Origin of the sequence: Halomonas qaidamensis, from assembly GCF_025917315.1 — a bacterium.
Classification (GTDB): domain Bacteria; phylum Pseudomonadota; class Gammaproteobacteria; order Pseudomonadales; family Halomonadaceae; genus Vreelandella; species Vreelandella qaidamensis.
This window is the reverse complement of record NZ_CP080627.1, coordinates 1236070-1257891: the sequence shown is the minus strand read 5'-3', so window position 1 is coordinate 1257891 and position 21822 is coordinate 1236070. Positions and strand designations below refer to the sequence as shown.

General features: G+C 51.4%; 23 protein-coding genes and 4 tRNA genes. 13 read left to right on the top strand and 14 right to left on the bottom strand.

Annotation, left to right across the window (positions count from 1 at the left end; translation table 11 throughout):
* Positions 1 to 111 precede the first annotated feature (111 nt).
* Entirely contained in the window at positions 112 to 279 is a 168-nt protein-coding gene (locus tag K1Y77_RS05920) for a hypothetical protein (protein ID WP_198023690.1), read from the top strand.
* 52 nt (positions 280 to 331) lie between these two features.
* Here K1Y77_RS05920 and K1Y77_RS05915 read toward each other — a convergent pair whose 3' ends face one another.
* The 8 genes from K1Y77_RS05915 to grxD all read right to left on the bottom strand — a co-directional run bounded on the left by K1Y77_RS05915 (position 332) and on the right by grxD (position 6379).
* Positions 332 to 790, bottom strand: a complete 459-nt coding sequence (locus tag K1Y77_RS05915) for a YcgN family cysteine cluster protein (protein WP_030070312.1) — start codon at positions 788 to 790, stop codon at positions 332 to 334.
* Complete coding sequence (locus K1Y77_RS05910; protein ID WP_264018523.1) at positions 771 to 1406, bottom strand: acyl carrier protein phosphodiesterase; 636 nt, start codon at positions 1404 to 1406, stop codon at positions 771 to 773. The genes K1Y77_RS05915 and K1Y77_RS05910 overlap by 20 nt, the downstream gene beginning before the upstream one ends.
* A gap of 38 nt (positions 1407 to 1444) precedes the next feature.
* A complete protein-coding gene (locus K1Y77_RS05905) occupies positions 1445 to 1738 on the bottom strand; it encodes a YcgL domain-containing protein (protein WP_030070310.1) in 294 nt (97 codons plus the stop codon).
* Positions 1735 to 2868, bottom strand: coding sequence for a ribonuclease D (gene rnd, locus K1Y77_RS05900; protein ID WP_030070309.1), 1134 nt, complete (start codon positions 2866 to 2868; stop codon positions 1735 to 1737). Before rnd ends, K1Y77_RS05905 begins: the two co-directional genes overlap by 4 nt.
* A 53-nt stretch (positions 2869 to 2921) precedes the next feature.
* Positions 2922 to 3527, bottom strand: coding sequence for a recombination mediator RecR (gene recR / locus K1Y77_RS05895; RefSeq protein WP_030070308.1), 606 nt, complete (start codon positions 3525 to 3527; stop codon positions 2922 to 2924).
* Positions 3528 to 3530: 3 nt separating this feature from the next.
* Positions 3531 to 3857, bottom strand: coding sequence for a YbaB/EbfC family nucleoid-associated protein (locus K1Y77_RS05890; RefSeq protein WP_030070307.1), 327 nt, complete (start codon positions 3855 to 3857; stop codon positions 3531 to 3533).
* Between the two features lie 54 nt (positions 3858 to 3911).
* Positions 3912 to 5870, bottom strand: a complete 1959-nt coding sequence (gene dnaX / locus K1Y77_RS05885; RefSeq protein ID WP_264430813.1) for a DNA polymerase III subunit gamma/tau — start codon at positions 5868 to 5870, stop codon at positions 3912 to 3914.
* A 158-nt stretch (positions 5871 to 6028) separates the two neighbouring features.
* Positions 6029 to 6379 (bottom strand): Grx4 family monothiol glutaredoxin, encoded by a 351-nt coding sequence (grxD, locus tag K1Y77_RS05880; RefSeq protein WP_030070305.1) that lies wholly within the window; start codon positions 6377 to 6379, stop codon positions 6029 to 6031.
* Between the two features lie 220 nt (positions 6380 to 6599).
* On the opposite strand from grxD, the gene argF reads away from it, so the two are divergent.
* Entirely contained in the window at positions 6600 to 7523 is a 924-nt protein-coding gene (gene argF / locus K1Y77_RS05875; protein WP_030070304.1) for an ornithine carbamoyltransferase, read from the top strand.
* A 125-nt stretch (positions 7524 to 7648) separates the two neighbouring features.
* On the opposite strand, the gene K1Y77_RS05870 is transcribed toward argF, so the two are convergent.
* Positions 7649 to 7724, bottom strand: a tRNA-Ala gene (locus tag K1Y77_RS05870).
* A gap of 194 nt (positions 7725 to 7918) precedes the next feature.
* On the opposite strand from K1Y77_RS05870, the gene uvrY reads away from it, so the two are divergent.
* The 7 genes from uvrY to nadB all read left to right on the top strand — a co-directional run bounded on the left by uvrY (position 7919) and on the right by nadB (position 13524).
* Positions 7919 to 8569, top strand: a complete 651-nt coding sequence (uvrY, locus tag K1Y77_RS05865; RefSeq protein WP_264430812.1) for a UvrY/SirA/GacA family response regulator transcription factor — start codon at positions 7919 to 7921, stop codon at positions 8567 to 8569.
* A 45-nt stretch (positions 8570 to 8614) separates the two neighbouring features.
* Complete coding sequence (gene uvrC, locus K1Y77_RS05860) at positions 8615 to 10429, top strand: excinuclease ABC subunit UvrC (protein WP_264431431.1); 1815 nt, start codon at positions 8615 to 8617, stop codon at positions 10427 to 10429.
* A gap of 95 nt (positions 10430 to 10524) precedes the next feature.
* Positions 10525 to 11073 (top strand): CDP-diacylglycerol--glycerol-3-phosphate 3-phosphatidyltransferase, encoded by a 549-nt coding sequence (pgsA, locus tag K1Y77_RS05855; RefSeq protein ID WP_030070301.1) that lies wholly within the window; start codon positions 10525 to 10527, stop codon positions 11071 to 11073.
* Between the two features lie 83 nt (positions 11074 to 11156).
* Positions 11157 to 11231: transfer RNA gene (locus K1Y77_RS05850), tRNA-Gly, on the top strand.
* An 87-nt stretch (positions 11232 to 11318) separates the two neighbouring features.
* Positions 11319 to 11392, top strand: a tRNA-Cys gene (locus K1Y77_RS05845).
* Between the two features lie 42 nt (positions 11393 to 11434).
* Positions 11435 to 11521, top strand: a tRNA-Leu gene (locus K1Y77_RS05840).
* A gap of 365 nt (positions 11522 to 11886) precedes the next feature.
* Positions 11887 to 13524 (top strand): L-aspartate oxidase, encoded by a 1638-nt coding sequence (nadB, locus tag K1Y77_RS05835; protein ID WP_264430810.1) that lies wholly within the window; start codon positions 11887 to 11889, stop codon positions 13522 to 13524.
* Here the strand turns inward: nadB and K1Y77_RS05830 are convergent.
* Positions 13501 to 13899, bottom strand: a complete 399-nt coding sequence (locus K1Y77_RS05830; protein ID WP_264430808.1) for a hypothetical protein — start codon at positions 13897 to 13899, stop codon at positions 13501 to 13503. The two genes, nadB and K1Y77_RS05830, sit on opposite strands and share 24 nt — an antisense overlap.
* Positions 13859 to 14152 (bottom strand): FAD assembly factor SdhE, encoded by a 294-nt coding sequence (locus K1Y77_RS05825; protein WP_030070298.1) that lies wholly within the window; start codon positions 14150 to 14152, stop codon positions 13859 to 13861. Before K1Y77_RS05825 ends, K1Y77_RS05830 begins: the two co-directional genes overlap by 41 nt.
* 205 nt (positions 14153 to 14357) lie before the next feature.
* Between K1Y77_RS05825 and K1Y77_RS05820 the strand changes: the two genes are divergently transcribed.
* From K1Y77_RS05820 to lapB, 3 genes are all read left to right on the top strand, one after another.
* A complete protein-coding gene (locus K1Y77_RS05820) occupies positions 14358 to 14654 on the top strand; it encodes an integration host factor subunit beta (protein WP_030070297.1) in 297 nt (98 codons plus the stop codon).
* 146 nt (positions 14655 to 14800) lie between these two features.
* Positions 14801 to 15106 carry a LapA family protein gene (locus K1Y77_RS05815; RefSeq protein ID WP_264430806.1) on the top strand — a complete coding sequence of 102 codons (306 nt, stop codon included), beginning with the start codon at positions 14801 to 14803 and terminating at the stop codon, positions 15104 to 15106.
* A complete protein-coding gene (lapB, locus tag K1Y77_RS05810; protein ID WP_264018528.1) occupies positions 15107 to 16303 on the top strand; it encodes a lipopolysaccharide assembly protein LapB in 1197 nt (398 codons plus the stop codon). It abuts the gene before it with no gap.
* 4 nt (positions 16304 to 16307) lie between these two features.
* On the opposite strand, the gene pyrF is transcribed toward lapB, so the two are convergent.
* A complete protein-coding gene (pyrF, locus tag K1Y77_RS05805) occupies positions 16308 to 17006 on the bottom strand; it encodes an orotidine-5'-phosphate decarboxylase (protein WP_030070294.1) in 699 nt (232 codons plus the stop codon).
* A gap of 321 nt (positions 17007 to 17327) precedes the next feature.
* On the opposite strand from pyrF, the gene K1Y77_RS05800 reads away from it, so the two are divergent.
* Positions 17328 to 17618, top strand: a complete 291-nt coding sequence (locus K1Y77_RS05800) for a ComEA family DNA-binding protein (protein WP_264430804.1) — start codon at positions 17328 to 17330, stop codon at positions 17616 to 17618.
* 189 nt (positions 17619 to 17807) lie between these two features.
* On the opposite strand, the gene prpF is transcribed toward K1Y77_RS05800, so the two are convergent.
* Together prpF and acnD are read right to left on the bottom strand one after the other, a co-directional pair.
* Positions 17808 to 18986, bottom strand: a complete 1179-nt coding sequence (gene prpF, locus K1Y77_RS05795) for a 2-methylaconitate cis-trans isomerase PrpF (RefSeq protein WP_264018530.1) — start codon at positions 18984 to 18986, stop codon at positions 17808 to 17810.
* A 165-nt stretch (positions 18987 to 19151) separates the two neighbouring features.
* On the bottom strand, positions 19152 to 21791 hold the full coding sequence (gene acnD / locus K1Y77_RS05790) for a Fe/S-dependent 2-methylisocitrate dehydratase AcnD (RefSeq protein ID WP_264430802.1): 2640 nt from the start codon (positions 21789 to 21791) through the stop codon (positions 19152 to 19154).
* Positions 21792 to 21822 lie beyond the last annotated feature (31 nt).

Genomic DNA, 21822 nt, shown 5'->3' with positions numbered 1-21822 from the left:
TATTTTATGGAAATACTTTCCATAAAATAATTTTTACGCCATACTACCCATATGCTCATTAGACAAATGTCTAATGCACAATTTGATCTAACACGTAATTAGGAGAACACCATGAACTATAAAGAACAGTTTCCAACGATTTGGGATACTTCGCCAAAAACACGCGCGTCTACACAGCAGCTGGCTACGTTAAAAACAGCAAAAGCACCACAGCCTTTGCCGTTTAAAGAAGCATTTTTAACCATTTGGGATAGCACAAAAACCAAAACCGCCAGCTAACATGTTGGTTAGCCAGCGGTCAGACACGTGCCAGGGAGGGCGACTTATGGATTTAAGTCATCGGCAACACTGCGATAATATGATCTTCTAGTTGGCGCTCAGGTACATCGTCCTGGGAAACCGCAAAGCTTCTTACGCTAACGCCTTTTCTGTGAACGCGCTCCGCATCATTACTAAGTAATGGATGCCATCCTGCTAGTTTGCGCCCTTCAGCAACACGCCGATAGCCACATGTGTGCGGCAGCCAAGTAAACTCTTTGACAAGTTCAGGCGTCAGTTGCGTACAGTCGGGTACGCTATCGAAGCGATTTTCATAGTCACTGCACTGACAGCTGTGAATATCCAGTAACCGACAGGCAACGTTAAGCACTGCCAATTCTTGCGTTTCATCGTCGTGGAGCTTCAACAAGCAACATTGGCCACAGCCATCGCATAACGCCTCCCACTCTTGGGGCGTTAATTCTTCTAGCGAGTATCTTTCCCAGAAGCGCTCACGCATAGCCGCCACCATCATTGATTCCCTTTACTTTCACCATCTTTAAATAATCTCCACCCTCCGTAGTACCACCACTGCTGGTTAGCGTGGCACGGCACTCTTGCCATAACACTGAGAAGTCGGCTGCTAAGCATGGGTAGTCTTCGTAAAGCCAAGGCACTAACTCTGCTAAACGGTTAGGCCCCGATAGCCGTTGACCAACGCCTGCTACTGCACGACAGGTAAAGTCAAAATCAGCGTATCGGTGCAACCAGTCATGCTTAATCATGAGTGGCATCATGGTAGACAGGCGTTGCGGCGCAGGCCAAGCCTGTAACAGCTGATAGCAGCGCTCAATTAACTGATGCTGCTGCTCTCCCGCCTGTTGACGAGCAAGAAAATGATCCCACACGATATCTAACGCGATACCAACATAACGCCGCTGAGCGCTTGGCGCGCGCCGCTTTGCCTTTAAAACGTTTGGGTGCCGGTCAATCCAAGCATCCACGCGGCGATGATGACGTATGCCACTAGCAACTTCTGGCGACCAAGCCGTGAGGTCTTGCCCCTTCACACCGTCAGCAATCAGATTTCCGTAAAGGAACTCATCACTTCCAGCATGGGCAAGCCAAGCATGGGCAAGAAAGTTCATAACAAAAGGTTCATAACAAAACGTTCATAGCAAAACATTCATTCGCGGTTAGCCGCTTGCGCACGGTGAACATCCAGCAAATAGGCTTCTTTCGCAGGCGGCATTTGTAGATAAAAGCCTTGCTCTTGGATGGCGGACATCACATCGGCTGCGTTCACCCGAGCCAGCTTTTTGTCGGCGGTCAATATCATTGTCAGTACCGGCACTGGCTTACCAAAGGTTTCCATTAGCGCCTCGGGTACGGATGACAACCCTTTCTGCTTGTCTATATAGAGGTACATCTCGTCTTTACGTGAGCTTTTTAAAATTTCACAAAGCAGTTTCTCGCTCATTGCGATGACTCCTCAAGCGCCTGATAAATTTCTTGAGTTAGGTAAGTATGACGCCAGCCACCAGGAGGCGTTAGCGGCTGATTAGCGAGCCGCTGCATCACCAGCCCCTCAATATCTCGCCGCCGCAATAGCATTTCCGGCGCTATTTGCAATTCAGCCGCCTTATCAACCACCACTTTTTTTAGTGCTTTAAAGCGCCGCTTAAACGCAGGATGCATTGGATCTGGCCAACGCGCAGGCAGATTATCTTCAGGGCAGTGCTGAGCCTGCTTCACCAGCGCTAACAACGTGTCGCCCTCTTTTTTAATCAGCGGCGGTTTGACTCCCTCAATCTCGGCCAACTCATAGCGGTTTTTGGGCATTTTTTCCGCTACCGCAAACAATAGTTTATCGCTGACTAACCAGTTACGCGGTAAATCACGGCGCCGGGTTTCCCCTTCCCGCCAAATGGTCATTAAACGGTAGGCCTCAAGCTGATGGGGATCAAGACGCCATAACTGCCGCTGGCGCGTATACCACTGGCCGTCGCTTTCAACACTGCGTCCCGCCTGCTCAATCAGGCTGGCACACTCATCGTCAAGCCATTCACGTCGACCTAGTTGCTCAAGCTTTTCAGCTTGTAATCTCCACACTTTCAGCAAATAAATAACATCTAACGCCGCGTATTCACACTGAGAGGGCGTCAAGGGACGTTCTAACCAGTTGGAACGCGTTTCTTCTTTAGGCAGCGTTTCTCCCATCCAATGCTCTACCAGTTTTTGATAGCCCATGCCGGGGGTTTCACCTAAAAAAGCCTGCGCAACCTGTGTATCGATAAGTGGTGTTGGTAATACGCCTGCCCAATGCTGGAAAACCTCTAAATCTTCACTGCACGCGTGCAGTAGTTTAATGGCGCTATTTTGCAGCAAGTCACGAAAGGCAGCAGTACAGGGCGTGCTCAACGGATCGACTAAATAAGCCGTATCACCCGTGGTGAATTGAACAAGCGCTGGCACCGGAAAAAATGTATTTTCGCGGAAAAATTCAGTGTCGAGGGCAATGACACTGGCACCGGCGACTTGCTCGCAAGCAGCATCTAAGGCGTCAGCACTATCAATCCATTGATACAACGGGGGGGCTAAAGAGGACAAAGCACACTTCCGGGTTGGCACAAGCGCATAAGCGTTTGCGTTTTTTGTAAGGGTCAATCGCTGGCAAAAGGCTGGCGACCATTAAAGGCGCGGCTTAGCGTACCACCGTCGACATACTCAAGTTCCCCCCCCATGGGCACACCATAGGCGAGCCGAGAGAAAGAGACACCGTAATGAGAAAGTTGGGCAGCAATAAAGTGTGCTGTCGCCTCGCCTTCCACAGTGGGATTGGTGGCAAGCACTACTTCACGGATGTTGCCCTCTGCGATGAGGCTTTCCAATAAATCTAAGCCGATGGCATCAGGGCCAATACCATCCAGAGGAGAGAGATGGCCATGTAACACAAAATAACGACCATGGAAGCCGCCCGCCTCCTCAATAGCAAGTTGATCAGCAGGTGACTCCACAACGCACAGGAGTGAATCATCACGACGGCTACTTTCGCACAGCACGCAGATATCCGCTTCGGTCAATGTACGGCAGCGCTGACAATAACCTACTTCTTCAATGGCCTGCTGAATTACCGCCGCCAACCGCTGTCCACCTGGGCGTTCGCGCTCTAGTAAATGCATAGCCATACGTTGAGCCGTTTTCGGCCCAACGCCTGGCAATACGCGAAAAGCGTCCATCAGTTGCTCAACAAGCGGGGAAAAACGCATGGTTTAGAACGGCATCTTAAAGCCGGGTGGCAAGTTTAAGCCTGCCGTTGCTTCTTCCATCTTCGCCTTGGAATTTGCTTCTACTTTGCGAACAGCGTCATTCACGGCCGCGGCAAGCAAATCTTCCAGAAGCTCTTTATCTTCTTCAAGAACACTGGGGTCAATGTTGACATCGATGACATCATGGCGACCATTCATGGTGATTTTCACCATACCCGCGCCCGCTTCGCCATGTACTTCTGCTTTCGCAGCTTCTTCTTGAACCTGCTGCATCTTCTCCTGCATTTCTTGGGCTTGCTTCATTATGTTGCCCATTCCACCTTTAAACATGCGCTTATCTCCTTAAGGAACAAAAATATGAACATTGCGAGTCAACCATCGCGGCTAAGCACGTTTGTCAGACGCAGGTTTAACGGTTGACTCAATGAGCGTAGCCCCAAATGCCTGCTGTAGCTTATGTATATTGGGGTCGCGGTGTAATAGATCAACTGCTAATAAGTGACGCTCTTTCTGCTGACGCTCTTCCTGCTGACGTGGCGTTTCAAGCTCTGGCGCCAAATCAGCCACTGTAAATTCGACACGCCGCGGTAACCCATAGCTGCTTAGCGCGCGCTCAATACGGCTATTGTGTACATCAGCTTGCATAGCAGACTGACTGGGATCAAGCCGTAGCACTACCTTCTGACCATCATCACTTTCAAGCTGACAGTGTGCTGCCAAATTACGCGTAAGACCGCCCAACCCAAGCGCACTAAAGCATGCCAGCCACCCAGCATGATCGAGACAATCACCATCCGTATCCTGGGAATTGGCAGCATTAACAGGTACATCAGAGGAAACTGGCTCTGGCTCTGGCTCTGGCTCTGGCTCTGGCTCTGGCTCTGGCTCTGGCTCTGGCTCTGGCTCTGGCTCTGGCTCTGGCTCTGGCTCTGGCTCTGGCGCAAGCATAGCCGCACTCTCTACCTCATCAAGCGACCATGGCGGCGCCTGGTCTGACGAAAGAGCATCTAGCGCGCTGGATGCCTCATCAGTGGCTGGCTTATCAATGTCTGATTCAGCATTCGCCTGCGCAGCAGCGGGGTCAGGTGCGTTAACCTGACCCATTGGCGACGCAGGCTCAAACTTTTTTGCCACAGGCTCTGCAGCAGCACTTGCCTGTGTCGCAGGAGGGACATCCGACACGTCAGACGCTGGCGGCTCGCGACGCAGCGGTAGCGGTGTGGTAGGCGGTTTTGGCACTCCCTGAGGACGAAATGCCAACATACGCAGTAAGGTCATCTCCAAGGCACTACGTAGATCAGGCGCATGCACCATATCGCCACGCCCCTGAATACCAATCTGGTAGTAAAGCTGAATATCTTCAGCGGTAAAACGGTTTGCTAACTGTTGAATAAGCGCTCGATCACCGTGGCTATTATCCACGGCATCAGGCACCATCTGCGCTACCGCCAAACGATGCAATACCGCGCTTAACTCATCCAATACGGCTGCAAAATCAGGCCCTTGCTCCGATAACTGCGCAACCTCAGCTAGCAGTCGCTGAACATCCACATCTGCCAAGGCTTCCACCAGTGCCAATACGTGGCGATGATCCAAGGTACCCAGCATGGCAGCAACATCTGCATGGCGAATCGCACCTTGGCCAAAGGCAATAGCCTGATCGGTTAAGCTCATGGCATCGCGCATTGAACCTTCTGCGGCTTTACCTAACAGCCACAAAGCACTTTCGTCATACTCAACGCCTTCCTCACCCAGAACATAGGTTAGGTGTTCCACCACCCGCTCTGGGGGCATATGTTTCAAGGTGAATTGAAGGCAGCGTGAGAGTACGGTGGCAGGCAACTTCTGCGGATCAGTAGTGGCCAGCAAGAACTTCACATGGGGCGGCGGCTCTTCCAACGTTTTTAACAGCGCGTTAAAACTACTGGTCGACAGCATGTGTACCTCGTCAATCAGGTACACCTTGTAGCGCCCTTGAGTTGGCGCATACTGCACGTTATCAAGCAACTCGCGGGTATCTTCAACTTTTGTTCGCGAAGCAGCGTCAACCTCAATCAAGTCAACAAACCGACCTTCATCTATCGCCTGGCAGCTGTCGCACTGACCGCAGGGCGTCGAGGTAATGCCTTCATCGCCGCGACCATTAGCGGTGCAGTTGAGGCATTTAGCAAGAATACGCGCAAGGGTTGTTTTACCCACACCTCGGGTGCCGGTAAATAGATAAGCGTGGTGAAGACGGCCCTGGTCAAGGGCATTGACTAAGGCGCGTTGAACATGGGCCTGGCCCACGAGCTCGTGGAATGTACGCGGCCGCCATTTGCGGGCCAGAACCTGATAGCTCATTGAGCACTACTTCCTTTGGCGGGCTAACTGTCGATGCGAAAAGAGCACCATTCTAGCGGCTGCGCTGCAGCCCGCCAACCGCCCAGCTTATAGACTGGTAAACCAACAGTCTCATAGACTAGCAGCTCTAACGACTGAGCGGCATGGGGCACTAATCGTTAAGCGTTGTCGCCGCTCTCAGCAGCGCCAACGCGTTGGGCAGCTTCTTTAATCAGCTTCTCAAGTTCACCGCTTTGATGCATCTCGACTACGATGTCGCAACCGCCTACCAGCTCGCCTTCGACCCATAGTTGCGGAAAGGTTGGCCAGTTAGCAATTTTCGGCAGTTCAGCGCGAACGTCTGGATTATCCAACACGTTAACAAAGGCAAAACGTTCGCCGCAGCTCATCAACGCCTGTACTGTTTGCGCGGAAAAACCGCACTGCGGTAGTTGTGGCGTGCCCTTCATGTAGATGAGGATAGGGTTTTCGCTAATTTGGCGCTGAATATTTTCGGCAGTCGTGCTCATGATGTGCTCCTAGAAACAAGGAATGTTATGGCGCCAGTTTACGCAATTCGTTAACTGGCTTTAACCCTTTAGCCGAAGATTACCTTTTATTGCTGTGCAAGTTAATACTTGAGCAAACTACTCGGCCTTACATATAGCGACTCATTCTACGCATGCCAGGCGCGTTGCGCATCCCCCCTAGCATCGCTAGGATAGTGTTTTTGCGCGGAGAGATACCATCATGGCGACACGCCATTTCTTAACCTTGCTGGATTTAACCCCAGATGAGCTGGCGTACCTGATTCAGCGTGCGATTAAGATCAAAACCGAGCTAAAGGCTAACGGCCCGGTGTACACACCGCTGCCTAACCGCACGCTGGCGATGATTTTTGAAAAATCATCCACCCGCACCCGCGTATCGTTTGAAACCGGCATGGCACAGTTCGGCGGCCATGCGCTCTTTCTCTCCCCCCGCGACACACAGTTAGGGCGCGGCGAGCCTATCGAAGATACTGCCCGAGTGCTGTCTGAAATGGTCGATGCGGTAATGATCCGCACCTTCTCCCACGCGGGACTAGAGGCTTACGCAAGCGCCAGCAGCGTGCCTGTCATTAATGCCTTGAGTGACGACTATCACCCCTGCCAACTATTGGCGGATGTGATGACCTGGACCGAACTACGCGGCAGTGTAAAAGGGCGCACGGCGGTTTGGGTGGGGGATGGCAATAACATGTGCCACTCTTGGATTAATGCTGCTCGCCAATTTGGCTTCCATCTGCGCATTTGCTGCCCGAAAGGGTATGAACCTCGCGCTGACATCATGGAAGCGGCCAGCGACTGCATCACACTGCTGCACGACCCACAAGAAGCCGTCAAAGGGGCCGACTTGATTACTACAGATGTGTGGGCATCCATGGGGCAGGAAGAAGAACAGGCTAAGCGTGAAACCGATTTTGCCGGATTCCAAGTCACCGAAGCGATGCTCGACAGCGCACAACCTGACGTGCTTTTCCTACACTGCTTACCTGCTCACCGCGGTGAAGAGATTAGCACCACTCTGCTAGATGACCCGCGCGCTGTCGTATGGCAAGAAGCAGGCAACCGTCTGCACGCTCAAAAAGCCCTGATTGAGTTTTTACTGCTCGGTAAAATTACTGACGAATAGCCAGAAAACCCAAACGTTCATTTGACGAATAAATAGTTAAAAAAAAGCGCCCATTACCATGGGCGCTTTTTTGGATTCTATCAACAATGTCAGTAATGCCAACAATATTATTAACAATAACAAATTGGTGGAGCCTAGCGGGATCGAACCGCTGACCTCAACACTGCCAGTGTTGCGCTCTCCCAGCTGAGCTAAGGCCCCACATACTTTTAAGCGACGTTTTCAAATCGCTTCCTATAACGGCGAAAAATAGTACGCTGACAGATCGCTTAACGTCAAGCTAATGATGAACAACGATCAACTAAATTCTCCTTTGATAAGAGCTGTGGCACTCTATACCTTGCAACCGTGGCTTTCGCCCACCACTACGATGATTTTATGCAGGAGCCAGCACCTTGATCAAAATTTTAATCGCCGATGATCATCACCTGGTGAGAACCAGTATTGCTCACCTGCTTAACGAAGAGTGCGATATCAAGATCGTAGGCGAAGTTGACGATGGTGAAAGCGCAGTCACTGAATGCCGTCGCTTAAAACCTGACATTGTTGTGATGGATATTCGCATGCCTGGCATCGGAGGCCTTGAAGCAACTCGACGTATTCATAGAACAATGGAAGACGTTAGGGTACTGATCTTAACCGCGCATATGGAAGATAGCGCATTACGACTTATGCTAGAAGCAGGAGCAATCGGCTTCCTTAGCAAAGGCGCTGACGCAACTGAAATGACCGATGCTATTCGTCAAGTCTTTCACGGAAGGCGCTATGTTAGTAAAGAGATCGCTCAGCGACTGGCGCTTTCCCATTTTACTGATGAGGACAACCCCTTTCAGCACTTGTCGCACCGAGAGCTACAAATTGCCCTTATGATTGTAAATTGTCAGCGCGTTCAGGATATTTCTGACCGTTTGCACCTTAGCCCCAAAACGGTTAACACTTACCGCTATCGGCTATTTGACAAACTACAGGTAGCCACTGATGTAGAGCTTACCCACTTGGCACTGCGCTATGGTTTAGTCGAGGGCTTTGACGCCATCATGGGATAGTCCTACCATCGCAACTTCTGTTGATTAGAAGCGCCGATGCCAGCTATGACTTTTGATGCTAAGCAGTTTTTAAGTTCTGTTAGCACCTCCCCAGGTGTTTATAGAATGCTGGATGAGCACACCAACACCTTATACGTTGGTAAAGCTAAGCGCCTAAAAGCGCGCCTTGCTAGCTATTTTCGCGGCCAGCTTAACGCCAAAACTCAGGCAATGGTGGCACGCATTGCTGATATCCAAATCACTGTTACTCGCAGCGAAACCGAAGCATTGCTTCTAGAGCAGACGCTCATAAAGGAACTACGCCCACCGTATAACATCCTGTTAAGAGACGATAAGTCATACCCTTTCATCTTTGTTACTGATCGGCACGCCTACCCCGCACTTGAATACAAGCGAGCACGGCAGCGCAAGGGAGATGGACGCTATTTAGGGCCCTATCCAAGTAGTGGGGCAGTGAAAGAAAGCCTAGCGCTCATGCAGAAAATCTTCCGCATCCGCAACTGCGAAGACAGCGTATTTGCCCACCGCTCTCGCCCTTGCCTGCAATACCAAATTCAGCGCTGTAGCGCGCCTTGTGTCGACTACATTTCGGAAGCGGATTACCGACGCGATGTAGAGCATGCCGTTATGTGCCTTGAAGGCAAAAGCGAACATGTCACCCAACTACTTAGCGAGGAGATGGAAACAGCCAGCCGTGCCTTAAATTTTGAAGAAGCAGCAAGGTTACGTGATCAGATACAGCAGCTGCGCCAGCTGCAGCAACGGCAGTTTGTCGATAATGAACATGGCGATGCCGACGTTTTTGCACTTGCCCAACGTCCTGGCGTGCTTGGCATATCAATCCTTAGCGTACGCGATGGACGTTTACTGGGCGCTCGCCATCATACGCCCAAAAACGACCTAGATTTGCCGCCTGACATGCTGTTGACAGAGGTCGTTAGCCAGTACTACTTCGGACAGCCTCATAACGTACCAAGTGAAGTTATTACCAGTCATCCACTTGAAGACAGCACACTGATTGCTGAAGCCCTTTCTCAGCAAGCAGGAAAACGCGTTCGCGTTACCAGCCAAGTTAGGGGCCATCGCGCTCAGTGGCAGCACCTAGCAATGACTAATGCTGAGCAACAGCTTTCTTCGCAGCTGGCTAATAAAACCCAACTTACTCAGCGATTTGAAGCCCTTCAGAAAGCTCTCTCACTAGACAAAATACCCGAGCGCCTAGAGTGCTTTGACATCAGCCACAGCCATGGGGAAGCAACCGTGGCTTCCTGTGTAGTGTTTGACCATCAGGGTCCACGCAAGAGCGATTACCGTCATTTCCGCATAGAGGGCGTTGCCGCAGGCGATGACTATGCAGCCATGCAGCAAGCCTTAACACGTCGACTCAAACGTGTGAAAAGTGGCGAAGCCGTGGCACCTGACATTTTAATCATTGATGGGGGCAAAGGTCAGCTCAACATGGCCCGCGGCGTACTAACCGACCTAGCGGTTACCAATGTCATTTTGCTCGGCGTTGCCAAAGGCACTACTCGTAAAGCAGGCCTTGAAACGCTCTTTCTGGAAACCACCGACAACCCACTCCCCCTTGACCCAGCTTCGCCGGCACTGCACCTGATTCAGCATATTCGTGACGAGTCACACCGCTTTGCTATTGCCGGCCATCGGGCCCAACGTGACAAGGCACGACGCACCTCAACACTTCAGGATATACCCGGCATCGGCCCTAAAAGACGGCGCGAACTGCTACGCTTCTTCGGTGGCTTACAGGGCGTTCAAAAGGCCAGTCGCGATGAACTAGCACGTGTACCCGGCATTAATGCCTCGCTTGCCGAGACTATTTACCAATCTCTCAACGGATAAACCTGTTGTTAACGTGGATGCTAGGCACTAAGGGGGATAGAATGTTCTCCACTACTTCGTCTTCTATGATTCTCCGGCAAGGATCGCGCCCTGCGATGAATATACCTAACATACTGACTCTGGCAAGAATCGCCTTCATTCCACTACTGGTAGTACTTTTTTACTTACCTTTTAGCTGGAGCATGCCTGTGGCTGCAGGCCTATTTGCGCTAGCCTCCGTAACTGACTGGCTGGATGGCTACCTAGCCCGCCGCTGGAATCAATCCACGCCATTTGGCGCGTTTCTCGATCCCGTGGCTGATAAGTTAATGGTCGCGGTTGCCTTAGCGCTGCTTATCGAGCGCTTTGACACTCTGGTATTAACTCTACCCGCGCTGGTCATTATTGGTCGTGAAATCGTCATTTCAGCACTTCGCGAGTGGATGGCGGAAATGGGCAAGCGCGGAATGGTCGCGGTTTCTTGGATCGGCAAGCTTAAAACAACGCTACAGATGGTTGCTCTCCTCATACTATTGGCCTTCCCACCAGGGCATGAGCTTGCACTCATTGGCGTTGTTGTTCTCTACGCCGCCGCCATTCTTACGCTTTGGTCAATGGCCCAATACCTCAAAGCAGCCTGGCCACACTTGAGTCGCTCTATGTAATGACTTGTTGCATAACAGAGGCTTCAGATAAATTCATTAATTGACAAGTGCGCAGCAATGCGTATAATTCGCCCTCGAGTCAAGCGGGAATAGCTCAGTGGTAGAGCATCGCCTTGCCAAGGCGAGGGTCGGGAGTTCGAATCTCCTTTCCCGCTCCAACTTGGATAATGTGGTAAAGCAAGAGAGGGTCGTGAGCTGGAACGCCAGTCCGATCAAATCTACTTTTCCGCTCCAATGACTTGTAAGGCTGGATGGCAGAGTGGTTATGCAGCGGACTGCAACTCCGTGTACGCCGGTTCGATTCCGACTCCAGCCTCCATTTTAAGTGTGACGACGAATAGCAATCTTTCATCGATACACTGCCCGGATGGCGAAATTGGTAGACGCAAGAGACTTAAAATCTCTCGGAGGTAACTCCGTGCCGGTTCAAGTCCGGCTCCGGGCACCATATACTGCAACACCCCTTCCTACTTGTTTCCAGTTTATTTATTCATCGCACGTTTGGTCAGCCTATTAGGCGATAGCAAACTATCAGTTGTCTTAGCCTATAAAGAACGTATCCAGTAGCTTCTATTGGTCACTTTTTAGCATCTGTTAGCCAGGCTGGTAGCTCTGCCTCATAAGCCCATCCCCCTATCTATTGCATGCCAGTCTTTCGCCTCTATCTATATGCACTGAAAGCAATTTTTCGCGCCCACTCATCGCCAAGCGAAAGCAGTCACGCTATGATGCCACTTCTGTTATCTATCGCGTAAAAGGCGTTTAGCGTTTAGCACCTACCGCGTTATGAATGTGAAAAGAGGATCGGGTCCCATGAGCACGCCAACATCCGACGTACTTATTATCGGCGGCGGCGTCGCCGGCCTAACCCTAGCACTTGAAGTTGCCGATCATCTCTCGGTGACGTTAGTGAGACCCGCCCTGGACGACCAAGGAGCCAGCCGCTGGGCGCAAGGGGGAATAGCCGCCGTTCTCTCACCGGATGACGACCTAGAGGCACATATACGAGATACACTCATTGCTGGCGATGGCCTGTGCGATGAAGATGCAGTCCGCTTTACTGTCACTCATGGCCCAGACGCCATTCAGTGGCTAATCAACAACGGCGTACCCTTTACTCCAGACCCAGACCCCAGCGCTCGCTACCCCTTCCATTTAACCCGCGAGGGAGGCCATAACGCACGCCGCATTATTCATGCGGATGACGCGACTGGTCGCGCGGTAGTCGATACGTTATACGAAAAAGTAGCTGCACATCCCAACATTATTCAGCGCAGTGACTTGACCATCTTGCATTTGATTAGCGATACCGAAGGACGCTGCATTGGCGCGGAAGGCGTCGATCGACAGCAGCACCAACAGATGCTGTTTGCTAAGCACGTTGCTCTGGCAACCGGTGGTGCAAGCGGCCTTTATCGCCATACCACTACCCCCTCGCCAAGTAGTGGAGAAGGTATGGTAATGGCGGCTGAGTTGGGCGCGAAACTAATGAATCTTGAGTTTCAGCAGTTTCATCCTACTTGCCTGTTTGACCCAGAAGGGCCTGCTTTTTTGATTAGCGAAGCCGTTCGAGGAGAGGGTGGGCGTTTGCTAAATGAAGCTGGGCATCGGTTTATGCCCGATATCGATTCTCGCGCCGAGCTAGCCCCTAGAGACGTGGTTGCCCGAGCTATCGATTCACAAATTCAACAAAGTCACCAAGGGCATGTCTGGCTAGACATCAGCCACCTTGGAGAAACGGCTATCCGTCATCACTTTCCTACCATTTTGGCTCATTGCGCCTCTCGGGGAATTGATATTACCTGCCAGCCCATTCCAGTCGTCCCTGCTGCTCATTACAGCTGTGGTGGTGTTGCTACCGATCATCACGGCGCAACTCACGTCACCAATCTCTATGCTGTTGGTGAAATTGCTTATACGGGACTGCATGGCGCCAATCGTATGGCCAGTAATTCATTACTAGAATGCCTGGTGTACGCAAGAAGCTGTGCAAAGCACTTGCTAGCACAGTCACAGAAAACACAGACACAGAAAACTCAGTGCAAAAATTTGCCAGGCGATCACACTGATGCATCACAACGATCAGAGCAGTTGCCAGACCAGCAAGAGATCTCAATTCCAATGTCAGCACTCACTGCTTTACGCAGCGAGATGCGCGCCATTATGAGCCAATATGTTTCAATTGTTCGTAGCAATCACGGTTTAAGTATCGCTTACGATAAGCTAAGCGACCTTGAAATGCAGCTTGACGATATAGATGAAAAGCGCAGACATCCGGAAAGTGTGCGCTTGCAACAAGCGCTCTGGCTAGCGCAGTTAACGGTATTAGCAGCGCTTCAAAGGCATGAATCACGTGGGTTGCATTACTCAATTGACTGGCCTAAACACCAACAAGACACCATGGCATCCGAGTCGTCACTTAAGCAACTATCGCCCAGGACGATGGCATAAGCGCCTCAGCGCTCGTTGGCTATGGGCTGGCAAGCTATCAGGCCATAGCCAAAGTCTCTGTGGCCCAACTCGAAGTCCGATTAACCAAGGTCCTACGTAGTCCGCATTAACCGGTTGTTCGTTTTCAAGCTCACCTTCTTCTGACAACCACTGAGCACTAAGTTGATAGTCGCTTTTTACAACCCTCAGCCCGCCCGTAGGTTGATAGCGATACTCTCGGCTTAGCAACAGCAAGGCGACTAAAGCCGATAGTATCGCGACCCATAAGCCTATCAGCCATGCCGCCATTGCACATAACCCAACAGCCAGCAAAGCGTGGAAAGCGCTCTGTATTTTAGAGCGTGCGATAAGCAGAGTTATCGGTAGTTTCTGCATGGTCCACAATCATCTTCACGATGCGCTTTAACGATGGCTCCTCGGGCCACTCACGACGCATCAGCCATCCAAAGAGGTCTTGATCCTCTTCTTCAATTAAACGCTGATAGGCTAGCTGTTCGTCCTCACTCAGCCCATCAAAACGGTGCTCGAGAAAAGGAATCAGCAATAAATCTAGCTCCCACATGCCACGACGGGAATGCCAATAAAGGCGCTTGCGCAGTATGGCTGCAGGGGAAGTATCGTCGTTCAACGTCAGCCTCTCCAGTTACAAAATGAGTTGTCAGTATACCTAAGCCACGGGGTCGCGCCAGCGCCTTGCTTCGCCTATGCTGATATTCATTCTAGTACCTTGTTTTATCTGAATTGTTTTATGCTGCCATGCGCAGTATGCTGACCTTGCTGTTATCGAGGTCGCACGTGCGTCACGGCCTTTAAAGTTCGCAGGGAGCCAACCGATGACCAAATCTGAATTAATCGAACAAATTGCGATGCGTCAACCGGAGCTATCCGCCAAAGAAGTGGAAACGGCGGTGCGTATTATTTTAGACGACATGACCGATGCGCTTGCAAGTGGAGGGCGTGTTGAAATCCGAGGGTTCGGCAGCTTTTCATTACACTACCGAGAGCCGCGTACTGGGCGCAACCCAAAAACGGGAGACCCAGTCGACTTGGATGGTAAGTACGTGCCGCACTTTAAACCTGGCAAGGAGCTTCGTGAGCAGGTAGATGCTAGCCGAGCACTAGGCTATTAGTAAGCTTACCAAGGTTATGCAACGTTGGCGTCGTCAATAGCAAGAGTGTTGATATGATCGGGCTATCCTACTTTATGCGGGATGACGCCACGCCACGACTAATACACAATAGAGCCATTATGAATGTCACTGACTAGGAAACTCTCATGCGTTGGATCAAAGGGCTGATTCTGGCCATCATATTGCTGGTTGTTCTGCTGATAGGTATTTTATTTGCCGTCAACAACCAACAAACTATCGCCTTAAACCTGATCTGGGCAGAACTACCGCCTGTGTCCCTCTCGGTTTGGTTACTGGCTACGTTAGCTCTTGGCGTCATTTTAGGCATGCTCGCCATGCTAGGCGTTTATATACGGCTTAAAGCGCAATTAGCTCGAAGCGAGCGCCATAATAAGCAGCAGCAAAAAGAGCTGGATCGCTTGCGTACCCAGGAGCTTAAGGAACTGGCATAAATGTTCGATGTCGTGCTGCTAAGCGTTCTATTGGCAGCCATCGCCATCGGTTTTGGCCTGGGTGTTCGTTATACATCCCGCCGCTTGCGCCCCCCTTCCTCGCGCACGATAGGCTTATCGAAAGAGTACTTCGTCGGGCTTAACTATCTGCTTAACGAGCAGCCCGACGAAGCGATCAACACGTTCATCAACGCACTAGATGTCAACAGCGACACGGTAGAAACCCATATCGCGCTAGGCAAGCTGTTTCGTGCACGTGGTGAAGCCGACAAGGCCGTAAGGATTCATCAAAACCTGCTGGCTCGCCCTGCCCTTTCCACTATAACGAACGAACATGTGCAGCTTGAACTAGCGCGCGATTTTATGGCGTTAGGCGTTCATGACCGTGCCCAGCGACTGCTGAGAGCGCTTCTCGACAAATCACTCAGTGACCTCTATCGTCAGGAAGCCAAACGATTATTGATTGATTTACTTGAGCGCGAAAAAGAGTGGCAAGAAGCCTTCGACGTGGCGCAATCATTGATAAAGCAACAACCTGGCATGCGTCGCCCGGCTGCTCACTGGCTATGTGAGCTCGCTCAGGAAGAGATACAACAAGCAAGTAGAGCGCTCGCCCGCAAACACTTAAAAAAAGCACTACAACTCGATGAGCGATGCGTCCGCGCAACATTACTGCTTGCCGAGCTAGAGATGGATAATGGGCATTACACGCGTGCCATTGAACGACTGAGCCATATTCCCCAACAGGATATTGCTCACATTCCCACCATGCTACCCGCCCTTCAGCATGCCTATGAGCGTAATAACGACATTCAGGGCTTTGAAACGCATCTTTATCGGCTGCTGGGGCAAGCACCGTACACCAGCATCATTATCGCTTTAGGAGAACTCGTTCATCAACGAGATGGCGTAGATAGCGCTATTGAACGAACGGGCGAATGGTTAAGGGAGGCACCCAGTCTAGGAGGGCTCGATTACTTAATCGACCTTTATCATGAAAGCCAACGTCTAAGTGGAAAAACACCGCCAGACACCCGCTTATTGCTTTTAAAGCACCATACCGACGCTCTTTTAGAGGGCAAGCCTCGCCATCGTTGCCGCCGATGTGGCTTTGCAAGCGATAACTTGGCTTGGCAGTGCCCGAGCTGCCGACGCTGGGGCACCATTAAACCTATTACAGGTGTCGATGGCGAGTAATGAATCAGCCCTCCAGCTCAGCTTCTATAGCTGCAAGCGCCACCATAGGTTCTTCTGCTTGAGTGACTGGCCGTCCAATCACTAAGTGAGTACTGCCAACGCGCATTGCATCACTGGGTGTCATAATTCGCTGTTGATCATTAGCCGCAGCAAAGCTAGGCCGAATACCTGGCGTTACTTTCAAGAAATCGTTACCACAAAGCGACTTAATTTGCGCCGCCTCTTGAGCTGAACACACTACCCCACCTAATCCGCTCTGCTGCGTTAAGGATGCTAAACGTAAGACATGCTCTTCTGGCGTATCATCGATGCCCGTCTCACTTAAATCCTCAGCTTGCATACTGGTAAGCACAGTAACGGCAATAAGATGCGTGTTTAAGCCATGGTCATCTAAGCGCTTAGCGGCCGCCTCCATCATTTTACGGCCACCGGACGCATGCACGTTAACCATCCAGACACCTTGCTCTGCCGCTGCCTGTACCGCACCTGCTACGGTATTCGGAATATCATGAAATTTTAAGTCTAGGAAAATTTCAAAACCACGGCCATGCAAGGCTTCTAACACCGCAGGGCCACTACGCGTAAACAGCTCTTTACCGACCTTCACCCGGCAGCGCTTAGGATCAAGCTGATCTGCCATGCACAAAGCCGCGTCAAGAGAGCAGTAATCCAAAGCAATAATCAAAGGGGAATCAGTAGACACTGCGTTTAACTCCATTTTTCATTTCCCAACATTATAACAGCCAATTTCACCTTGCTGTGTAGGCGATTGACCATTATCAGATAGCAAAAATCTTACAAAAATCATCGTTAATGTCTTACAGCACTCATCCTATAAACGTATTAATTTAGTCAAGGCAAAGAGAACTAGAAGTAACAGGAAATAGATGGGATAGGAAATAGATGGGATAGGGAATAGAAGCAACAGGGAATGTTTTGCGTATGCAAACCACCGCAACATTTCACTGCCTAACATAATTACCTATGGTAAGGCGACTCCAGGGAAAACAAGAGGATACTAATAATGCCAATAACTCTCAAAGGACTATTCGCTGCTCTATTTTTGAGCTTAAGCTTAAGCTTAGGCATATCAAGCCTTGCTTTAGCACAGGATATAACGCCCATTAATGTGAACACGGCAGATGCGGAGCTGCTGGCTGAACTACCTGGTATTGGCCCGAGCCGTGCGGCAGCCATTATAGAAGAACGCGAGAACAATGGAGCGTTTGCAGATGCAGATGACCTCACCCGGGTTAGCGGTATTGGCCCTGCCACCGTTGACCGCATGCGTGATCAAGTGACAGTTACCGAGTAATTTACGTACGAGTAATTAACGTAATAGCTATTATAAGCAATGGTTGAAGCCGCTTGGGAGACCCAAGCGGCTTTTATCATCAAGGCTGCATAGCCACTATCTCTTAACTGCTATCTCTTAACTGCTATTTCTTAACCACTACATCATGCCAACACATTACTAGTGCTTAAGCACTGCTTAAAAGCGATATTAAAAACTATCGCCTGGTATTCGTACCGCTCCTTCCATCAATACCCGTGCGCTACGGCTCATCACCGCTTGATCTATCTGCCAACGCCCGTCCGTTAGGCTTGCCTTGGCCCCGACTCGCAAGGAGCCGGAAGGATGGCCAAAGGTAACCGCTTCCCGCTCATCTCCGCCTGCTGCTAAGTTCACCAGCGTGCCTTGAATAGCGGCAGCTGCACCAATCGCCACCGCTGCAGTGCCCATCATCGCATGATGCAGCTTACCCATTGAAAGCGCTCTCACCACCAGATCGATATTTTCTGCACTCACCGCTTTACCACTGGAGGCGGTATAGCTAGCCGGTGGGGCAACAAAAGCCACCTTCGGCGTATGCTGTCGGCTGGCCGCTTCATCAACGTGCTTAATCAATCCCATACGCACCGCGCCGTGGGCACGAATAGTCTCGAACATAGCAAGCGCCTTGGCATCGCTGTTAATCGCTTCTTGTAACTCACAGCCGGTATAGCCGATGTCCTGAGCGTTAACAAACACGGTGGGAATACCTGCATTAATCAGCGTCGCTTTTAAAACGCCAACCCCAGGCACTTCCAACTCATCTACCAAGTTGCCAGTGGGGAAAATGGCCCCCTCACCGTCAGCAGGGTCCATAAAAGCCACGGGGATTTCTGCAGCAGGAAAGGTCACGCCATCCAGCTCAAAATCGCCGGTCTCTTGCACCTGACCATTCACAATAGGCACTTGAGACACAATGGTTTTACCAATATTGACCTGCCAAATACGCACTTCAGCCACACCGTTTTCCGGCACCTTGGCGGGATCAATTAACCCATTAGCAATTGCATAGGGGCCGACAGCTGCTGACAAGTTGCCACAGTTACCGCTCCAATCTACAAACGGCTTATCAATAGACACTTGCCCAAATAGATAATCCACATCGTGATCCGCGGACTCGCTCTTGGAAAGAATAACCGTTTTACTCGTGCTGGATGTCGCCCCACCCATCCCATCAATCTGTTTTTCATAGGGGTCGGGGCTTCCAATCACCCTCAGGAGCAGCTTATCCCGCGCCTCTCCTGGCACTCTCGCTGCCTCGGGCAAGTCGTTTAGGGTAAAAAACACCCCTTTACTGGTGCCGCCTCGCATATACGTGGCGGGAATACTAATTTGCGCAACATGAGACATAAACAACGCTCCCTAACCATTTTCGATGACGATGCCTAATGACCATGCTCAATGTCGTTTTCCAATGACCATGTTCACTAACCGCATGCCGAAAAAAGAGCCCGACGCTTAGCGACGGGCTCTTTCATTAATCGCCTTGGCGCTACACGTTACACGCCTGCTTGGCTACGCCGTGGTGGATTCAAGAAAATCCTGGGCGAAACGCTGCAATACCCCACCGGCAGAGTAGATCGTGACCTCTTCAGCAGTATCAATGCGGCAGATCACTGGCACACGTTCAGTGGTACCACTTTGACGATGAATAACCAACGTCAGCTCTGCGCGAGGCTGAGGAACACCTTCTACGTCGAAGACTTCCGTACCGTCCAGCGCTAGGGTTTTCCGTGTGGTGCCTTCTTCAAACTGCAGCGGCATCACACCCATACCAATTAAGTTGGTGCGGTGAATACGCTCAAACCCTTCAGCTACAATCGCCTCAACACCCGCTAGCGCAACACCTTTCGCCGCCCAGTCACGCGAGGAACCCTGACCATAATCCGCACCAGCAATAATGATCAGCGGCTGTTTACGTGCCATATACGTTTCAATGGCTTCCCACATCCGCGTCACAGTGCCTTCTGGCTCAACCCGTGCCAGCGACCCCTGCAACACTTTACCCTGCTCGTCGTGCACCATTTCATTAAACAGCTTGGGGTTGGCCAAGGTCGCCCGCTGAGCCGTCAAATGGTCGCCGCGATGGGTCGCGTAGGAGTTAAAGTCCTCCTCAGGCAAGCCCATCTTGTGCAGATACTCGCCAGCCGCACTGTCCATCATGATCGCGTTAGAGGGCGACAGATGGTCAGTGGTGATATTGTCCGGCAAGATCGCCAGCGGACGCATGCCTTTCAAGCCACGCTCGGCAGCCATGTTGCCTTCCCAATAGGGCGGGCGACGAATATAGGTGCTCTGGGGCCGCCATTCGTAAAGCGGGCTCACCTGGGTGCGTGCGCTCTTGTCGAGGTCAAACATTGGGATATAGGTTTGACGGAACTGTTCCGGCTTCACGGAAGCCTTCACAATCGCATCGATTTCGCTATCGTCGGGCCAGATATCTTTCAGCGTTACTGGGTTACCGTCTTGGTCGGTGCCCAGTACGTCTTTCTCGATATCAAAGCGAATCGTACCCGCAATTGCGTAAGCAACCACTAAGGGCGGCGATGCCAAAAATGCCTGCTTCGCATAGGGGTGAATGCGCCCATCGAAGTTACGGTTACCGGAAAGTACTGCCGTGGCATATAGGTCACGATCAATAATTTCTTTCTGGATCACCGGATCTAACGCACCGGACATACCGTTACAGGTAGTACAGGCGTATGCCACGACACCAAAGCCAAGTCCTTCCAGCTCATCCATCAAGCCAGCGTCTTCTAAGTACATCTTGACGGTTTTCGAACCCGGCGCCAGCGACGACTTTACCCACGGCTTGCGGGTTAACCCTAAGCGGTTAGCATTACGGGCAATTAAGCCTGCTGCCACCATGTTACGCGGGTTAGAGGTATTGGTGCAGCTGGTAATAGCGGCGATAATGACCGCGCCATCCGGCATTCTGCCCGCTTGCTCGTCGGCCCGCGCTTTATCCAGGTCAATCGCTATACCGCGCTGGGCAAGCTCCGAAGTGGGCAAATGCGCATGGGGGTTGGAAGGCCCTGCCAAGGTGCGGGTAACGCTGGAAAGATCAAAGCGCAGTATCCGCTCATACTCAGCAGTTTTTAAACTATCGGCCCACAGCCCTGTGTGCTTGGCATAGGCTTCCACCAAGGCCACCTGCTCATCTTCACGACCTGTGAGTTTGAGGTAGTCAATGGTTTGGTTGTCGATGTAGAACATCGCCGCCGTAGCACCGTACTCTGGTGTCATGTTGGAAATGGTCGCCCGGTCACCGACGGTCAGCGCATCGGCACCTTCACCGTAAAACTCCAGGTAGGCACCCACCACGCGCTCTTTGCGTAGAAACTCGGTAATCGCCAGCACCATATCGGTGCTGGTGATGCCCGGCTGCAGCTTGCCGGAGAGTTCTACACCGACGATATCCGGCAGGCGCATCATCGAAGCACGGCCCAGCATCACACTTTCAGCTTCAAGACCGCCCACGCCGACGGAAATGACGCCCAGCGCATCGACCATTGGCGTGTGGCTATCGGTACCTACACAGGTATCCGGGTAAGCAATATGCACGCCTTGTTCATCAGGGCGGCACTGCACCACCGGTGACATTTTCTCCAGATTAATCTGGTGCATAATGCCGTTACCCGGAGGAATAACATCGACGTTCTCAAAGGCCACTTTGGTCCAATTAATAAAATGGAAGCGGTCGTCGTTACGGCGATCTTCTACCTGACGATTTTTTTCGAACGCGTCTTTCTCAAACCCTGCGTGCTCAACGGCCAATGAGTGGTCAACGATCAGCTGCGTGGGCACCACAGGGTTTACTTTCGCTGGGTCACCACCCTTTTCAGCAATCGCATCGCGTAGGCCTGCAAGGTCTACCAACGCGGTTTGCCCAAGAATGTCGTGACATACCACCCGCGCCGGGTACCAGGGGAAGTCCAAGTCTTGTTTACGTTCAATGAGCTGCTTTAGGGCATCGGTTAGCAACGCTGGGTCGCAGCGACGAACCAACTGCTCGGCCAACACCCTGGACGTATAGGGTAGCGTCGCGTAGGCGCCAGGCTGGATATCCTCAACGGCTTGCTGCGTATCGAAGAAATCTACCGGCGCACCTTCTGCCGTTACGCCTGGCAGCGGCTTGCGATAATTCGTGTTCATAATGCCTCTCACTTAATCACGGCCCGTTAAG

What these genes read in the sequence shown, in the direction of transcription:
- lapB (WP_264018528.1), top strand. Translation starts at nt 15,107, where the DNA reads ATGTTCGATGTCGTGCTGCTAAGCGTTCTATTGGCAGCCATCGCCATC.
- acnD (WP_264430802.1), bottom strand. Translation starts at nt 21,791, where the DNA reads ATGAACACGAATTATCGCAAGCCGCTGCCAGGCGTAACGGCAGAAGGT.
- K1Y77_RS05815 (WP_264430806.1), top strand. Translation starts at nt 14,801, where the DNA reads ATGCGTTGGATCAAAGGGCTGATTCTGGCCATCATATTGCTGGTTGTT.
- K1Y77_RS05820 (WP_030070297.1), top strand. Translation starts at nt 14,358, where the DNA reads ATGACCAAATCTGAATTAATCGAACAAATTGCGATGCGTCAACCGGAG.
- dnaX (WP_264430813.1), bottom strand. Translation starts at nt 5,870, where the DNA reads ATGAGCTATCAGGTTCTGGCCCGCAAATGGCGGCCGCGTACATTCCAC.
- argF (WP_030070304.1), top strand. Translation starts at nt 6,600, where the DNA reads ATGGCGACACGCCATTTCTTAACCTTGCTGGATTTAACCCCAGATGAG.
- K1Y77_RS05830 (WP_264430808.1), bottom strand. Translation starts at nt 13,899, where the DNA reads ATGCAGAAACTACCGATAACTCTGCTTATCGCACGCTCTAAAATACAG.
- uvrC (WP_264431431.1), top strand. Translation starts at nt 8,615, where the DNA reads ATGACTTTTGATGCTAAGCAGTTTTTAAGTTCTGTTAGCACCTCCCCA.
- nadB (WP_264430810.1), top strand. Translation starts at nt 11,887, where the DNA reads ATGAGCACGCCAACATCCGACGTACTTATTATCGGCGGCGGCGTCGCC.
- grxD (WP_030070305.1), bottom strand. Translation starts at nt 6,379, where the DNA reads ATGAGCACGACTGCCGAAAATATTCAGCGCCAAATTAGCGAAAACCCT.
- K1Y77_RS05800 (WP_264430804.1), top strand. Translation starts at nt 17,328, where the DNA reads ATGCCAATAACTCTCAAAGGACTATTCGCTGCTCTATTTTTGAGCTTA.
- K1Y77_RS05890 (WP_030070307.1), bottom strand. Translation starts at nt 3,857, where the DNA reads ATGTTTAAAGGTGGAATGGGCAACATAATGAAGCAAGCCCAAGAAATG.
- prpF (WP_264018530.1), bottom strand. Translation starts at nt 18,986, where the DNA reads ATGTCTCATGTTGCGCAAATTAGTATTCCCGCCACGTATATGCGAGGC.
- K1Y77_RS05910 (WP_264018523.1), bottom strand. Translation starts at nt 1,406, where the DNA reads ATGAACTTTCTTGCCCATGCTTGGCTTGCCCATGCTGGAAGTGATGAG.
- pgsA (WP_030070301.1), top strand. Translation starts at nt 10,525, where the DNA reads ATGAATATACCTAACATACTGACTCTGGCAAGAATCGCCTTCATTCCA.
- recR (WP_030070308.1), bottom strand. Translation starts at nt 3,527, where the DNA reads ATGCGTTTTTCCCCGCTTGTTGAGCAACTGATGGACGCTTTTCGCGTA.
- K1Y77_RS05920 (WP_198023690.1), top strand. Translation starts at nt 112, where the DNA reads ATGAACTATAAAGAACAGTTTCCAACGATTTGGGATACTTCGCCAAAA.
- K1Y77_RS05915 (WP_030070312.1), bottom strand. Translation starts at nt 790, where the DNA reads ATGGTGGCGGCTATGCGTGAGCGCTTCTGGGAAAGATACTCGCTAGAA.
- K1Y77_RS05905 (WP_030070310.1), bottom strand. Translation starts at nt 1,738, where the DNA reads ATGAGCGAGAAACTGCTTTGTGAAATTTTAAAAAGCTCACGTAAAGAC.